This window comes from Candidatus Abyssobacteria bacterium SURF_5, from assembly GCA_003598085.1.
Lineage (GTDB): Bacteria > Abyssobacteria > SURF-5 > SURF-5 > SURF-5 > SURF-5.
Genome location: QZKU01000002.1, coordinates 1 through 14,642 on the forward strand (window position 1 = coordinate 1; position 14,642 = coordinate 14,642).

Here is a 14,642-nt window from a genome sequence, read left to right on the forward strand (position 1 = left end):
TCCTTTGCGAATACACAAAAAAGGTATACACCATTTCGCTCTCAAAATGGCGGGGTTTGATTCGATCCTAGGTGGCGGGTTTTAAGTGACCGCTGACAATATAGAAGCGGGACTTTTTGGAAACGTTTCCCGCAAATTTTGCAGGTACCTCTGAGCCATGAACCACCTTTGTTGCTATGTTCAGGACAGTAACCAACTGCTACGTTTCCATGAAGGAAAACGACCTTTGGCGGGTCGACTATCTGATAATTTCGCTGGCAGGTCATATAGAGAAGGGGATCCCAATTGAAGGTGGCGATCAAATCCTTCGGTCTTAAAGACATAACGAGATAATCATAAATTGTAGGCTCGTCGGGGAGTTGAAGCGACCGGAAATAGTCGTCAACTTTGTATTCGATCAGTTTTGGAAGTTTGCTGGATTCATCCTCCGTTAAAGCACTGTATATCTCCTCAAAATTAGTGCCATCACAATTGACCTTATCTGATTCAAGCAATTCCCTCAGTCCAACTACGTCGATTATGTCGTTCATAAGCGGAAGTTTTCGGCCATTTCTATCTCCTTCTGGAAAGGCTGCGAGACTTGCGCCCGCACCTAGTATTACGACATGACGTTTCCCCATAGATGTGTCGGCAATTTCTTGTTCTACAGTACTTGAAGATAAGTCATCAGGAAGATTCTCAGAATTACAGCTTATTAATACGGTACGATCTGCCTCTTTTCGAAGAGTGTCGGGTGAGCTCTTGACCTGTGATTTATATAATTCGATTTTGGCCGTTATCTGCCTGGCAATTTCAGGAACTCCAATATACGAGGGCAGCGCTTTAATGTCGGCCAAGAGAATATCTTTTCCGCGTATCTCTTCTGGAGTGATGTTATGGAAGATGGGCAAGATTACGTCTTCTTGGCTGTTCCCTTTTTGTCTCAGAGCTGCCAATTCAGCTTTTGGCCATTTCTTACGAAAATAGTGTGGACTTAGGACCACAATTCCCCAATGTGAATGGCGTAGCCCTTGTTCGATTGCGCGACTGATTGAATCCCCAACCTGTAGGACATGGTCATCAAACCAGATTTCGAGATGGTGGTCGCCCCGTAAGGCATTAGCTAGCGCTGAAACAAACGGCTTATCCTCGCTTGCGTAAGAAATGAATGCATCCCATTTCATGCTTCGTTCCCCAAAAGCGATGCTCTTATCAGGCTGGACAATTTTTTCCTGCGACTCAGGCTTTAATTTCTTCCCATTCACCCAAGGTTTGGAGAATGGAGGAATCCATCTATCATTTCCTCTATCCATTCAATTTCTTCCCAAAGATATTCTTATCATTTCGCCGGTCTCAAATGCTTCGCTAAGGCAGAGCATTGGATTTGGTTTACGCAAAGGATTTCGGTGTCGATCTCCGTGTCCAGAAATATTGAATCGCCGCATTGGAGGCGGATGTGTTCGAATGTTATCGTCATCATTTCAATCTGTTACAACGGCGGGATCAGTAGCCGTCGCCTGTTCGAATGTTTCAGATGCCGGAATAAACGCTGGCCGTGCGAGAGTCGGGGCTGGTTGTAATTTTCCCTTTGGCTTGCTACTTTGCTTGCTTACTTTTCGGAGGGTCCGACGCACCCGAGAAAGCGCCTTTGAAGCTTCTTCACCTTCGATTATATCTCTTTTCAAAACCTCGTTTAAGAGTATTTTCTCGATTTCTTCGTCCCGAATTCGTAGTCCCGGTGTCAGTTTCTTCAGGTCTCTGCGCAGAGTCGAAAAAACGCTCTCCTGTCGCAGCAATGCGCCTATTATGAAGCGGTTGACGCTTTGTATCTTCTCATAGAAAGTTTCCCGAGCCGCCCTGGCCAGTCCTTCTTTTGAAAGAATGAACAGTTTTTCCTGATCTTCAGCCTTGCGCGCGCTCAATTCCAAAAAATTGAAGGAATAAACAAGGTCGTACTGGATGGGTTGTTCAAATCTGATCTTGTAGAGTTCCCAGTTAATTCCATTCGTCAGGACCGCCCATTGAGCCCCATGATTCGCGCAATAATCTACTGCCTGGCGGAGATGGTTTTCTTTTAAAGTTAGGCCAATCGCTTTAACTTCGATAACATTCTGGACCGTTTCACCCATTTTTATGGCAAGATCGCAGAATGTCCCTCGGATACAATATTCGGAGGTAATTTCCAGGTACTTATCGAAACCCATTACTTCAGAAAGGATATCTTGCACGATTGCCACTGTGTCCGCTTCGTTAACATCTCTGTCTCTCGCAATCTGAAGGATTCGTTGGAACTTGGGAACCGTTGAGACGAATCTTGCCGCTACCGCCTTCGGGATCGAAATCATTTCCTTATTCCCCTCCTCTTTAGACAACGTCAAGGAATAACATTTTTGCTTCAAGCAGTCTTAATCGGTTTCAAGGGCGATGTATGGACCGGTCACAACGCTCCGAGAAGACGGAGCGTTTCATCGCGCGGAAGCTGAACGCGCGGGTTGAGGAGTTGTTCCCTCGAGGTTTCCAAGGCGAGGCTGCTTGAGGGCCGGCTCCTCTTTTTTGGGCACGGTCCCGCCGTGCCCCTGCACAAAAAAACGGGATTCGAGATGCTTCGGGAGGATTTTACCAGAATGTCCGGATTTCGTCAATTACGAAATCCCGCCGATATGCTCGGTGAGGAAATTGCGGCGAGGAAGCAGGTGGATTGAACCGCAAAGGCGCCGAGGCCGCAAAGGCAGAATAAAACAAGGATTTAAGAGGTCTTGTTGCGCTTTGTCTTTATCTGCGCTCTTCGCTTCTCCGCGGTAGCCTCGAAGATTGACTTCCCTGTCCGGAAGGTGGTATTTTAACTCATGGACTGTGGAGAAATAGTTTTCAGCGGCCATGCCGTTCAAAGAATGTTCAAGCGAAAGATTACTCCTGCCCAAGTGCGCGCTGTCCTGGAATCAGGAGAAGTAATCGCAAGCTATCCGGAAGACACTCCCTTCCCGAGTTATCTGCTTTTTGCGGTAGTAGATGGGCGCCCTCTTCACGTGATCGCGGCGCTGGAAGAGGAGGAAAGAAGATGCTACGTTGTTACGGCATATGTACCTGAAATCGAAATATGGAGTGACGACTTCCGGACAAGGAGAAACCTATGAGATGCGTCATTTGTAAACAGGGAGAGACGCGCCCTGGCACAGCAACTGTCACCTTGCAGCGGGAAGAAAGCACCATCATTATCAAAGATGTCCCCGCTGAGATCTGCGAGAACTGCGGCGAATATTATCTTTCAGAATCTATCACTGAAAAAGTCATGACTCGCGCAGAGGAATCAATCAAGAAGGGCGCTGAGGTTGAGATCCTCCGCTTCGCAGCTTAGTGATTCGGAGGAGCTTTCGTCTGACCTGCATTCATGCGAGTTTCAACGCATAGAGTCGCAAGAAGGAATTCTCCGTTTCCTCTGTTTGCTCCTGTGAATCCTTTCTTGGCGTTTCGGCGTTCAAAGAATTTCTTTGTGCCTTGGTGTCTTGGTGGTTGGATTTTGTCTTTTCTCCGTGGGTCTCAGTGCCCTCCGTGGTTGATGAATTAGTTCAAGGTTCAATGTTCAAGGTTCAAAGTTGAAGAGAGATTCTTCCCCCCGCAAGGCGCGGGAAGATAAAAGAACACAGGCGGGACGCCTGTGCTACCGAGGAAAAGGAGCCATGCAAGGATTGTGTTTCCGCGGGAATGACCCCGGATCGGAGTCCGGGGCAGGCTCATGAAAAATCCGTGTCCGTCCATCGGTGGTCTTCGCGTCTGTTTTTCGGGCACGGCCCGCCGTGCCCCTACAATGGGTGATAGGTTAGGTTCCAAAGAGAGATTCTTCCCCCGGATCATGTCCGGGGTCAGAATGACAGATAAACCCAATAAAAGGTCTGAAATCCTGCGCCGCGCAGGACCAACAGAGATAACGGAGGGAAAAGATATTCCCGCTTCTGCGCTCTGTTTCCTCTGTTACCTCCTGTTGAGGAATTCTTTGTTCTTCTTCTTTTCTGAAGCGGGAAAAACTGCGCCGGCACGAAATTCCTACAAGTCCTCCGGGAATGGAGGGCACTGGATCGAGGAGTATGGATAAACGGCCACCTTCGCGCCGTCCGGATACTGGCCAGCCAGCTTCGAAATCACGCTGTCCCACGTCTTGTAAAGAAATGACGAATCCATCGGCCCGAAGTATTCCGTGTCCATTTTCGCGTGGAACGGATTGAGAATGTGGGTGCGCCCATAAGAGGCGCGGGGTAGCTTGCGGGCCATGGCAAACTGCTCGCCGCCGTACTCGGTCCCGAAGCGCGTGTTGCCGTAATGGTGAATCTGGCCGTCCGGGCTGTGGGTGATCACAACGGCGTCGCCGTCCTCGCGGGTCGAGAGATAACACGGCCACAGCGCCTTTCCCGCCTCGTTCTCGATGGGGAACGTGTTTGAAACGGTGATATCGACGCCGAGCGCCGGCATCGTCGCATAAAATTTCTTGCCGAATTTCACGCCCTCATAGAACGAGTCGAACCCGTCGCCTGCGTAAATCTTCACGGTCTCGCGTTTCTCGTTCACGATCGCGTCGATCTTGTAGTCGATCCCCACCTTTCTGGCCACCTCGTGCGCGTCGTCGCGCAGTTTGTTGCCGTAAACCTTTCCGAACGTGAATTCCGAGATCGAGCCGTCGGGGTTGCGCGGCATCACTTTCATATGGTTGTAATTGATGGTCTTCATGCCGACGACGCCCGGCAAAATGATTTTCAAGCCGCCGCTGAAGCCGGCATCGACATGAGGAATGATGCAGCCGATTCCGATGCGCAGGTCGCACGACATGTATTCTCGGTTGGCGAGGATGGGCGTTCCGCTGCTCGACTTGCCGAGGTCCACCAAGTGCTCGTGCGCGTTGTGATTGTAGACCGGATAATTCTCGACGATGTCTTCCCCGAGTTTTTTGGCCCACTCATCGCGCGTCATCGCACGATGCGTTCCCAGGGCGGAGATGAAGCGAATCTGGCCGGGCCCCACGCCCGCCTTTGCAAGGATATCCAGCACCGGCGGCACGATATCCTTCACCGGCGTCGGGCGCGTGAGGTCATCGAAGACGATAACCGCCTGCTTTTTCCCTTTTGCGATCGATGAGAGGGGCTTGGCGCCGATGGGTTCATCTATCTGTTTTCGCAGCTCGTCGTAACCCAACGGTTTCGCGCCGTGTCCATCCATTCGGCATTCCTGAACGCTCCAGTTTTTCGGGAACGTGAGAAGAAGCGATTGATCGCCGAACCATGCCCGTATTGGAATGTTGACGCTGTGATTTTGCATTGCGGTTCTCCCTTTTGCCGGCAGAGAGGCGCGGCGTAAGACTCCTCTTTATATGTTAACGATTATTTTAATATCAGACTTTGCGGCGGTCAACCCTCGCATGACGCCGGGCAATTCATCCAGTGAAATGGTGCGCGTAATAAACGAAGCCGGATCGATTTTGCCGGCGGCCATCCAGCCGATTGCGGTCGCGAGGTCCTCGCTCGAAGTCGCCTGGCTCGCGTGGATATTAATTTCTTTGAGAATCCAGGTGATCGGGTTGACCACTATCTCTTCGAAACAGTTGCCGACCACGACCACCGTGCCGCCGCGCTCGACCACCTCCATTGCCTCGAGAATCGTTCCGGGTTTGCCCACTGCCTCGAAAACCAGGCGCGGCTGCGAACCAAGCAGAGATTCCAGCCGCTCGGGAAGGTCCTCGGTCGAGGGATCAACGACCGCCGACGCTCCCACTTTTTTCGCGATGGTTCGGCTTCTCTCATTGATATCGGAAACGACCACGTTGCGCACACCCGCCATCTTCAGCGCGACAAGAATACTCAGGCCGATCGGGCCGGCGCCAATGATCAGCGTCTTCACGTCCGGACTGAGCGGCGCCCGCCTGGAGGCATGGTGGCCGACTGCAAGCGTGGGGATCAGCGCGCCGTCATGCATGGAGATACTCTCGGGGAGCCTGAACAGAGAGCGTGCGGGCGCCTTGGTATATTCAGCGAACGCGCCCGGCCAATGGATTCCGAGATTGGCGGCTTGCGAGCAGAGGTTCTCCAGACCGCGCCGGCAGAAATCACAGGCGCCGCACGAGAACAGATCGTTCACAACCACGCGGTCGCCGGGCTTCAGGCCCTTCACTCCCGGCCCCAATTTCTCGATTGTGCCGCTGCATTCGTGTCCCAGGATTGTCGGAGGATTATACGTGCCGTTCTCGAAGAACTCCATGTCGGTCCCACAAATGCCGCAGCTATGCACTTTCAGGAGCACCTCGCCCTTTTCGGGGACGGGAACGGGGACGTCTTCGATTGTCATCGAGTGTGCATCGAGCAGAACGGCTGCTTTCATACGGTCCTCTCACGGGGGCGAAAAGTTTTCAGTTTGTGAATCGTGTTCATCATATCGCGGATCATTAGGTTTCGCAAGCAAAAAGTGAGGGGAAAGCTCCTCCCGGTATTTCCACCTCACGGCCACCGCTCAATGTGGCACGCTCGCGCTCCGGGTCTTGCGCTGTGTTCGGTTCAGGAGATCTTCGGATTGAAAGAGACAAGCCTCGGAACATATTTTCCAATGGGCTTCTTGAAGAACAGAAGAAGCAAAAACAAGAGGATTAGATTCGCCGCGAGAGGATTCGGATACATGATCCCGTACCAACTGAGCAGCAACGCGGAAAGCGTTTCCAAATAGACCCCTTCGCCTTCTTTCAACTTCATCAAAATCCAAATCCATACGGCTACGGCGACCCAGCTCAAGTAGATGCTCCAGAAGATGGGCCACGGAATTACGGTTGCGAGCAGGCACGGGATTTCCTGCCGGACGAGGTCATCGCTCCTGCCGGCAAAGAAAACGATGACGGCCGCCATGAGCAGCAGAAGCATTTTTGAGATGAGGCCGCCGACGGGTTGCAGCAGACCTATCCTCTCCAGCGAGAGGTTTCCCGTGTTCCCGAGTTGAAGAGTTTGAATCGTCCTGGATGTCTCGAAGACGAAGGTGCGGTAATTGCTCAACTCGATGATCGGCGACAACAAACTGAGAAAGAAGAAGACCGCGCATCCTCCGATCAGCCCCGCCAGATACTCGTATTTTCTTTGCCTGAACGAGAAGACGACAAAAAAGAGCGGGACGAGAATGATGTTCGGCTTGAGAATGAACGCCGCGCAGATAAGGAATCCTTGCAGGTATGGCGAGATTTTGGAGTCCCAATCGGCGAGCATGATCTGGACCAGGACGAGCAAGGTCACGATCAAGGCGGTATTCCCGGCCAGCCAGTCACGGTAGGCGGCAAGAACAAAAACCAAAAGCACAATCGCGGCCGCCCCCCAAGCGCCGGCGAAACTGGTCGGGCGATTGACGTTTGCTTTTCCGGACGGCAGGGGCGACTCGCCCCCGCTCGTGTGGCGCAGGGTATATATGACCAAGCAGCCAAGCGTGAGAAGGCCGCACAAGATCAGCATCGTCCTGTATCGCGCCTCGAAAACGGCGTATTCGTCTCCGAAAATCCGCATGAGCAGCGAAAAGAAGGCGAAGACCGGCGGCAGCGACAAACCGGGCGTCGTGTTGAGGACGCCGCCCCTTACGTATGGCCCCTGCAGGCTTGCCGTGGCTGTGAAATTGCCAATCAGATCGAACGCTGTCACATGCCCGTTTTCGAACACTCGCCGCAGCACCCTGAAGGACACCGTGATGTATCGCGCCGCCAGAATACCCGAAAGCCCGGTTACCAGTCCGGAAAGACAGTATTGAGCCGCAACGGCATAACGAGGGACCCGGTTTTTTATGATGAAAACAGCCGGCGGAATGAGAACGGTAGTTAAAAGGAGGATGTTAAAAAGTACCGGCAGTCGAGCCATTTGAAAAAAGCCAACAGTTAAAGTATTAGCAGTATTAGCCAGTACCCATGCTACTTGAGCAGAATGCGGATGTCAAGCGAAGGGCAGTGCGATGATGCGAAAATTGACAACTTTCCGTTGTTGTTGATATACTCTTGCAGCGTTTATAGTTGCAGAAGAATGGGTGAGAGCCGGCTGCAGGTTCGCCCCGGACCGATTATCACCGCGCCCAGCAAGTAATCCGCAATAAGAATATGAACGGCGTTAAGAGCGGAATGCAATTTTCCGTAAAGGGTAATCCCTTTTCCGGTGCGTGGGCTTGGTATCGTTTTTGCAATTCATACTGACTTGCGAGCATCAACAGTAGTTCGTGGTACAGGAGCAGTTATGGAGGAATCGATGACGGAAGGAGCAAGCAACAACTCGTTGGAACACCTGTTTTATCCGCGATCGATAGCGGTTGTGGGCGCCTCACCCGATGGCGACGCCTTCCGGTGGGGCGGCAAGACCTTTATTGAGGGGCTTGTAAAGCAAAATTATCGGGGGAATGTTTATCCCGTTCACCCGAAAGCGCAGACGGTTTGCGGGATTAAGGCATATAAAAACGTGTGCGATATTCCCGATCAAGTGGACCTTGCCATTTTCAGCGTACCCGCATCGGCGGTGATGCAGGTCATGGCGGATTGCGTGAAAAAACAGGTCAAATTTGTGCACGTTTTCACCGCGGGTTTTACAGAAACCGGTCTGGAGGACCGAGCGCGGCTCGAGGCGGAGATGGCAGCTCTGGCGCGGAGCGGGGGCGTGCGCGTGATCGGACCCAACTGCATGGGGGTGTATTGCCCCGATGCGGGAGTCGCCTGGGTGAAGGATTTTCCGGCGACGAGCGGACCGGTGGCATTTGTCTCGCAGAGCGGGCAGCTTGCCGGGCATTTTATCGAGGAAGGCGGCCTGTGGGGCATCCAGTTCAGTAAAGTGATCAGTTTTGGAAACGCGAGCGACCTGCAGATTCACGAGTTCCTTCACTACCTCGCGAACGACGAGAAAACCGGAATTATTGGGGCCTACATCGAAGGCCTCAAGGACGGCCGGGCCTTTTTCGACGTCGTCCGGTCGCTCACGCTGAATAAACCGCTGGTTGTCTGGAAAGGCGGGCAGACCGAGGGCGGCTCGCGCGCGGTAAGCTCTCATACCGCCTCGATCGCGGGCTCACGAGAACTCTGGCAGGCGCTATGCAAGCAGACGGGCGTCATTCCGGTTAACAATATCGAAGAACTTGTCGCCAACGTGGCGGCTTTGCAATGCATGGGTCTGCCGCGCGGGCGCCGCGTCGCCATCGTCGGCGGGGCAGGTGGCGGGAGCGTGACCATGACCGATGCTGCCGAGCGAGCGAATTTGCTGGTGCCGCAACTGTCGGAGGAGTCCATCCGCGGGCTGAGCGAGTTCGTTCCGGTGCACGGCCAGAGCGTGAAGAACCCGCTCGACATCTTCAGCGTTCTTGTCAATTACGATCACTTCATGCGGATGATCGAGCTGTTGCGAGACGACCCGAACATCGACGCGCTCATCTATTTTCAGCGCGTCGAATGGGCGCTCAGGCGCGACCGAATCTTTCTGGATATGGCGATGCAGATGGCGATTGACGGGACCCGAGAACTGAAGAAACCTCTTTATATCGCTCTCGCGGCGGCGCATTCACTCGAGGGCGAGCTCCTTCGCCGCGAAGCTCAGAAGAAATACGCGCGCGAAGGTATTGCGACTTTTCCGTCGTTTGAGGCCGCAGCCTGTGCAGCATACAACCTGAGCGAATACCAGCGGTACCTTTCGGGGCGAAAGTAACGATCGGACCGGGTGAACTGCTTGCTATTCTCGCTGAATTGCTTTCTCACGCAAAAGTGAGAAAGCTTCCAAAGGTCTGAAATCCCCCTTAGTGGGGCTGTCCCATAATTGAGATTTGTCTTCTTCTGCCAGACCCTGGATTCCTGCTTTCGCAGGAATGACGGGTTACTCTGACTTGTCAATACCGTTCTGTCATCGGCGCCAACCCCATTATAGGACAGCCTCTGGTCCCCCTTTTCCAAAGGGGGGAATCGCCAGCACCACAGGAAGGGGATCATGATTATTGCTCGGTTTTCCTTTTCCAAGGTGGAATCACTGGTCGAATTTTAATCTACTCGGGGCAGCAGGTGTAATTTGGTGTAAGGGCGTGATCAATTTGTGGTCCCGCAAATGATTAGCGCCGTGACGCACATTTCTCTATTCCAACAACCTTATGCGGGAACCTGTGCGGCGGCGGGCGCCTTCACCGGCCGGGCGAAGATTATGACGATGGCGGCGGTGAACTGGAGCAACGCGACGTAGAAGAAGGCGGTCCGATAGCTGCCGGTCAAGTCGAAAAGGAATCCCGCCACCGGCGGTCCGATCACGCTTCCCATCATGGTCACCGGCGCCATGAACCCCTGGATTTTGCCGAAGGCGGCTCGCCCGAAATACTGGCCGCGAATTGCCGGATTCAGCGGAATTTCTCCTCCGAATCCGATCCCGAACAGCAAAGCGAACAGATAGAGAGTAGCCGTACTGTGGACGTTCATAAGAGCAAGCACTCCGACCGCCTCGAAAGAGTATGTCAGCACGAAGAGAATGCGCTTTTCGACCATATCGCCGAGCCATCCGAAGGTGAGGCGGCCGATGATGCTCAGCAACGTCATCAATCCGAGACTGAACGCCGCCTTTTCGGGATTGATCCCCATATCCGTGATTGCGGGAACGGCATGAACGGTGACGACCGCGTGCGTCATCGCCGCGAGGAAGAAAGCAAGGGCGAGAATCCAGTAGGTTCTTGAAGCGAGCGCCTGCCCGAGTGTCCAATCCCGTCCGGCTGGAGTCGTTGGTTTGCCGGCAACTGACCGGACGAGGGTCTCGTTTGGAGGGTCTTCCTCAGGCGGGTCGCCATCCGGGCGCAGTCCCATTTCCTCGGGCTTGTGCCGGATCACCAGCGAGAGAGGCAGCGCCACAACCCACACCGTGAGCCCAAGCACGACAAAAGCGATGCGCCACCCCATGAAACGGATGAGGTATGCCGCCGCAGGCGCGCAGATAAAGCCACCGATAGCCGCTCCAAGCGTCAGGATCGACATAGCGCGCGATCGTTTTCGATTGAACCAGTTGGCGATGGCGGTCATGGCGGGCAGATACAACATCGCGCTCATGCCGATCGAAAGCAGCACTCCATAAACCATGTAGAATCCGATCAATGATTCCACGAAATACATCATGATGAAGCCGAAGCCGGCAATGATGGTTCCGATAAAGACGACGATGCGCGGCCCATACTTATCGGTGGCCCAGCCGACGACCGGCGCCGCGAATCCCCCCTGTATGCCGCGAAATGAATAAGCGCCCGCAGTCATGGCGCGCGTCCAGCCGAACTCGTTCATCATCGGCTTGAAAAACACGCCGAAACAGTACAGCCACGTGCCATATCCAAGCATGCAGATGATGTTTGTTGCCGCCACTATCCACCAGCCGTAGAAAATCTTCTTCTTCATAAAGGTATATTCATTTCCGTTTTTGCTGTCAGGTTTTGGGATAGGAGAGAGGGGATGCCTCTTTTTTTACCACAGGAGGGAGATAAATGCAAGGGAAGAAAGCATACGGGACTGGAAAACAGCGACGGGAGGCTGATTTGAAAGCGTTTGGCGTTCGGGTGTGGCCGTTAGCGCCTCAGATTTCCATTATCTCCTTTTCCTTCGCCTTGAGAATATCATCGACTTTACTGATGTAGTCGTTGGTCACTTTCTGGACGTCGTCGATGACGCGGTGGCTGTCGTCTTCCGAGATATCGCCGTTCTTTTCCTTCTTCTTCAAAAGGTCGTTCGCTTCGCGCCTGATGTTTCTGACGGATACTCGCGTGTCCTCTGCAAGCCGGCGGACTACTTTCACCAGGTTCTTGCGACGCTCTTCGGTCAGTTCTGGGATCGGGATGCGGATGACTTTCCCGTCATTGTTCGGGGTAAGCCCGAGGTCGGATTTCAGGATCGCCTTCTCGATTGCGCCGAGAACCCCTTTATCGTAGGGGGTAACCATCAATAATCTCGGTTCCGGCACCGAGATATTTGCCATCTGGTTCAACGGGACCGTAGAGCCGTAATATTCAATGGTCAGTCCGTCGACTAACGAGGTGGAGGCCCGACCGGTTCTGATGGTGGAGAATTCGCGGCGGATATGATCGAGCGCTTTGTTCATTCTATCTTCCGTTGACGACAAGATCTCTTTCCGGATATCCATCTATTCCCCCTTAATGATCGTTCCCACTTTTTCCCCGAGTAATACTCGTTTGATATTGCCATACTCGTTAAGGTTGAATACTATGATCGGAAGGTGGTTGTCCATGCACAGAGTGATGGCGGAACTGTCCATCACTTTCAGCCCTCGTTTCAGAACCTCGATATAGCTGAGCTCGGCGAATTTGCGCGCTCGCTTGTTTGCCTTCGGGTCGGAGCTGTAAACGCCGTCGACCTTTGTGCCTTTCAATATCACTTCGGCGCCGATCTCCATCGCGCGCAGCGCCGAAGCGGTATCGGTAGAGAAATATGGATTGCCGGTTCCGCCGGCGAAGATGACGACCCGCCCCTTTTCCAGGTGGCGGATAGCCCGGCGACGGATATACGGCTCGGCCAGCTCTTTCATTTCGATAGCCGACATCACCCGTGTCATAACGCCCGCCTTTTCCAGCCCGTCCTGCAAAGCGAGCGCGTTCAACAGCGTGGCGAGCATCCCCATATAGTCGGCTGTCGAGCGGTCCATACCCTGCGCGGAGGCCTGGATGCCCCTGAAGATGTTGCCGCCACCGATCACGATAGCCAGTTGAACCGGAAGCTGGGTCAGCACGTCTTTTACCTGCTGCGCCATGCTGGTGATGATCTTCGTGTCGATCCCATAAGGGAGCGAGCCCTGCATGGCCTCGCCGCTCAGCTTCAGGAGCACTCGCTTGTATGAGGTTTTGCGGCCGGGTGCGCTCATAGTCGTTTTATTCTCCGAGTTGATATCGGACAAACCGCTTGATCATGATATTTTCGCCCACTTTGGCGATGACCGAATTCAAGTATTCCTGAACTGTCATGTTGCGGTCGCGAATGAACTCCTGTTCGAGAAGGCACGCACGCGCGTAAAAGGTCTCCAGCTTGCCGGCAACGATTTTCTCGATCACCTTTTCCGGCTTACCCGTCTGGCGCGCCTGTGTTTCAGCGATTTGCCTTTCCCTTTCCAGGAGATCGGCGGGCACATCTGTACGGCCGATGCATACCGGATTCTCCGAACAAATCTGCATCGCGATGTTTTTGACCATTTCCTTGAATTCATCTGTTCTCGCGACAAAATCGGTTTCGCAGTTGACCTCGACCATGACGCCCAGTTTTGCGCCGGTATGCACATAGGAGCCGATAGCACCTTCGCTGGCCGCGCGAGTTGAGCGTTTTGCGGCGTCGGCAACGCCTTTTTCCCGCAGGTATTGCGTGGCGGCTTCCATGTCACCGCTCTTCTCGACCAATGCTTTCTTGCAATCCATCATTCCAGCGCCGGTTTTCTGGCGCAATTCCTTAACCATTTCAGCAGTTATTGCCATTTTCTTCTCCCCGACTATAAGTTTTTGCACAGATGCTCCGACTCCTGACAAAGTTCTATCGGAGACATATTGAATGATTTTGAATTCTGCGAATGAATCGACGAAAAGGGAGGAAGAACCTACTCCGGTTCCTCTTCCTCTTCGCTGTCGTCCTCGATGACCGATGAGCCCGCGCGGGAAAGCACGGCTCGGTCTTTTTCTGCGATCTCTGCGCCCAGTTCTGTTCCCGGCACTTCCTTACCTTCCAGGACGCGCGCCTTCGCATCCAGTACGGCATCGGAGATTATGGTGGTGAACAGCTTGATCGAGCGAATGGCGTCATCGTTACCGGGAATGGGATACGTGATTTCATCCGGATCGCAGTTGGTGTCGACTATCCCGATCGAGGGGATTTTTAATTTGTTCGCCTCAGCGACGGCGATCGCTTCTTTCTTGGTGTCAATAATAAAAATCGCGCCCGGCAGCATCGCCATATCTTTGAGACCGGACAGGTTCTTGTCCAGCTTAGCCTTTTCCTTCAGGAGCCTCCCGATTTCCTTTTTCGTGAAATTCCCGAAAGTCCCTTCTTGCTCCATCTTCTCTATGCGCTTGAGTCGCCGGATGCTCTTCTTGATCGTCTCGAAGTTGGTAAGGGTGCCGCCAAGCCAGCGATTGGTTACATAAAACATCCCGCAGCGTTGCGCCTGCTCACGGACGACTTCCTGAGCCTGCCGCTTGGTTCCGACGAACAGGATGCTTTCGCCCTGCTCGATGATCTCGCGCACGAAATGATAGACGGTATTAACCTGCTGGACTGTCTTTTGCAGGTCAATGATGTACACGCCGTTGCGTTCGCCGAAGATGTAGCGCTGCATCTTCGGGTTCCATCGGCGCGCCTGGTGGCCGAAATGAACGCCGGCCTCCAGCAGTTGCTTCATCGTTACAATTGCCATGATTCTCCTCCGAAAAATGGTTTTTGCCTCGATTCCGCCTCCGGAGGAAACCGGCCGTCCGGCCGGCACCGCCCCCCGCAGCGTCTCAGCAAAGACTGCGGAATCTGTGTTTTATGCCAATTCACTAATATACCAGAAATCGCAATTTTAAGCAACCTCGGCAAAGAGGGATTCCAGGGCTTACGCATCTAAATTCCGAGTAATTTCTGTAGGAAAGTTTGATCGAGGGCGGCTTTTGTTCTTTTTCTTCTGAGTGATAGCTTTGGTGTT

Annotated in this window: 14 protein-coding genes; 4 read left to right on the forward strand and 10 right to left on the reverse strand. The window is 53.3% G+C overall.

Annotated elements, in window-relative coordinates; translation table 11 throughout:
* Positions 1-41 precede the first annotated feature (41 nt).
* Positions 42-1,292 carry a toll/interleukin-1 receptor domain-containing protein gene (locus C4520_00055; GenBank protein RJP26848.1) on the reverse strand — a complete coding sequence of 417 codons (1,251 nt, stop codon included), beginning with the start codon at positions 1,290-1,292 and terminating at the stop codon, positions 42-44.
* A 168-nt stretch (positions 1,293-1,460) separates the two neighbouring features.
* A complete protein-coding gene (locus C4520_00060; GenBank protein RJP26849.1) occupies positions 1,461-2,324 on the reverse strand; it encodes a restriction endonuclease subunit R in 864 nt (287 codons plus the stop codon).
* A 147-nt stretch (positions 2,325-2,471) separates the two neighbouring features.
* Between C4520_00060 and C4520_00065 the strand changes: the two genes are divergently transcribed.
* The 3 genes from C4520_00065 to C4520_00075 all read left to right on the forward strand — a co-directional run bounded on the left by C4520_00065 (position 2,472) and on the right by C4520_00075 (position 3,334).
* Positions 2,472-2,681 carry a hypothetical protein gene (locus C4520_00065; GenBank protein ID RJP26850.1) on the forward strand — a complete coding sequence of 70 codons (210 nt, stop codon included), beginning with the start codon at positions 2,472-2,474 and terminating at the stop codon, positions 2,679-2,681.
* Positions 2,682-2,825: 144 nt separating this feature from the next.
* Positions 2,826-3,113, forward strand: a complete 288-nt coding sequence (locus C4520_00070) for a DUF4258 domain-containing protein (protein RJP26851.1) — start codon at positions 2,826-2,828, stop codon at positions 3,111-3,113.
* On the forward strand, positions 3,110-3,334 hold the full coding sequence (locus C4520_00075) for a type II toxin-antitoxin system MqsA family antitoxin (GenBank protein RJP26852.1): 225 nt from the start codon (positions 3,110-3,112) through the stop codon (positions 3,332-3,334). The genes C4520_00070 and C4520_00075 overlap by 4 nt, the downstream gene beginning before the upstream one ends.
* A 686-nt stretch (positions 3,335-4,020) precedes the next feature.
* Here C4520_00075 and C4520_00080 read toward each other — a convergent pair.
* From C4520_00080 to C4520_00090, 3 genes are all read right to left on the reverse strand, one after another.
* Positions 4,021-5,283 carry a DUF2088 domain-containing protein gene (locus C4520_00080; GenBank protein RJP26853.1) on the reverse strand — a complete coding sequence of 421 codons (1,263 nt, stop codon included), beginning with the start codon at positions 5,281-5,283 and terminating at the stop codon, positions 4,021-4,023.
* A 48-nt stretch (positions 5,284-5,331) separates the two neighbouring features.
* A complete protein-coding gene (locus tag C4520_00085) occupies positions 5,332-6,339 on the reverse strand; it encodes a hypothetical protein (protein ID RJP26854.1) in 1,008 nt (335 codons plus the stop codon).
* Between the two features lie 173 nt (positions 6,340-6,512).
* Positions 6,513-7,841, reverse strand: a complete 1,329-nt coding sequence (locus C4520_00090; GenBank protein RJP26855.1) for a hypothetical protein — start codon at positions 7,839-7,841, stop codon at positions 6,513-6,515.
* A 366-nt stretch (positions 7,842-8,207) separates the two neighbouring features.
* Here C4520_00090 and C4520_00095 point away from each other — a divergent pair, with 366 nt between their 5' ends.
* Positions 8,208-9,656 carry an acetyl-CoA synthetase gene (locus tag C4520_00095; protein ID RJP26856.1) on the forward strand — a complete coding sequence of 483 codons (1,449 nt, stop codon included), beginning with the start codon at positions 8,208-8,210 and terminating at the stop codon, positions 9,654-9,656.
* Positions 9,657-10,087: 431 nt separating this feature from the next.
* Here C4520_00095 and C4520_00100 read toward each other — a convergent pair whose 3' ends face one another.
* The 5 genes from C4520_00100 to rpsB form a co-directional block, all read right to left on the reverse strand.
* Complete coding sequence (locus tag C4520_00100) at positions 10,088-11,365, reverse strand: MFS transporter (protein RJP26857.1); 1,278 nt, start codon at positions 11,363-11,365, stop codon at positions 10,088-10,090.
* 175 nt (positions 11,366-11,540) lie between these two features.
* Positions 11,541-12,098: a ribosome recycling factor gene (locus C4520_00105; protein RJP26860.1), complete on the reverse strand. Its 558-nt coding sequence runs from the start codon at positions 12,096-12,098 to the stop codon at positions 11,541-11,543.
* A gap of 6 nt (positions 12,099-12,104) precedes the next feature.
* Positions 12,105-12,839 (reverse strand): UMP kinase, encoded by a 735-nt coding sequence (locus C4520_00110; protein RJP26858.1) that lies wholly within the window; start codon positions 12,837-12,839, stop codon positions 12,105-12,107.
* 7 nt (positions 12,840-12,846) lie between these two features.
* The gene (gene tsf / locus C4520_00115) at positions 12,847-13,440 is read right to left on the reverse strand and encodes a translation elongation factor Ts (GenBank protein ID RJP26861.1); all 594 of its coding nucleotides are present in this window, start codon (positions 13,438-13,440) and stop codon (positions 12,847-12,849) included.
* Between the two features lie 119 nt (positions 13,441-13,559).
* Entirely contained in the window at positions 13,560-14,372 is an 813-nt protein-coding gene (gene rpsB / locus C4520_00120) for a 30S ribosomal protein S2 (protein ID RJP26859.1), read from the reverse strand.
* Positions 14,373-14,642 lie beyond the last annotated feature (270 nt).

Bases quoted from the DNA above. Each gene is read 5' to 3' on its own strand.
- C4520_00055 (RJP26848.1), bottom strand. From the start codon at position 1,292: ATGGATAGAGGAAATGATAGATGGATTCCTCCATTCTCCAAACCTTGG.
- C4520_00060 (RJP26849.1), bottom strand. From the start codon at position 2,324: ATGATTTCGATCCCGAAGGCGGTAGCGGCAAGATTCGTCTCAACGGTT.
- C4520_00070 (RJP26851.1), top strand. From the start codon at position 2,826: ATGGACTGTGGAGAAATAGTTTTCAGCGGCCATGCCGTTCAAAGAATG.
- C4520_00075 (RJP26852.1), top strand. From the start codon at position 3,110: ATGAGATGCGTCATTTGTAAACAGGGAGAGACGCGCCCTGGCACAGCA.
- C4520_00080 (RJP26853.1), bottom strand. From the start codon at position 5,283: ATGCAAAATCACAGCGTCAACATTCCAATACGGGCATGGTTCGGCGAT.
- C4520_00085 (RJP26854.1), bottom strand. From the start codon at position 6,339: ATGAAAGCAGCCGTTCTGCTCGATGCACACTCGATGACAATCGAAGAC.
- C4520_00090 (RJP26855.1), bottom strand. From the start codon at position 7,841: ATGGCTCGACTGCCGGTACTTTTTAACATCCTCCTTTTAACTACCGTT.
- C4520_00095 (RJP26856.1), top strand. From the start codon at position 8,208: ATGGAGGAATCGATGACGGAAGGAGCAAGCAACAACTCGTTGGAACAC.
- C4520_00100 (RJP26857.1), bottom strand. From the start codon at position 11,365: ATGAAGAAGAAGATTTTCTACGGCTGGTGGATAGTGGCGGCAACAAAC.
- C4520_00110 (RJP26858.1), bottom strand. From the start codon at position 12,839: ATGAGCGCACCCGGCCGCAAAACCTCATACAAGCGAGTGCTCCTGAAG.
- tsf (RJP26861.1), bottom strand. From the start codon at position 13,440: ATGGCAATAACTGCTGAAATGGTTAAGGAATTGCGCCAGAAAACCGGC.
- rpsB (RJP26859.1), bottom strand. From the start codon at position 14,372: ATGGCAATTGTAACGATGAAGCAACTGCTGGAGGCCGGCGTTCATTTC.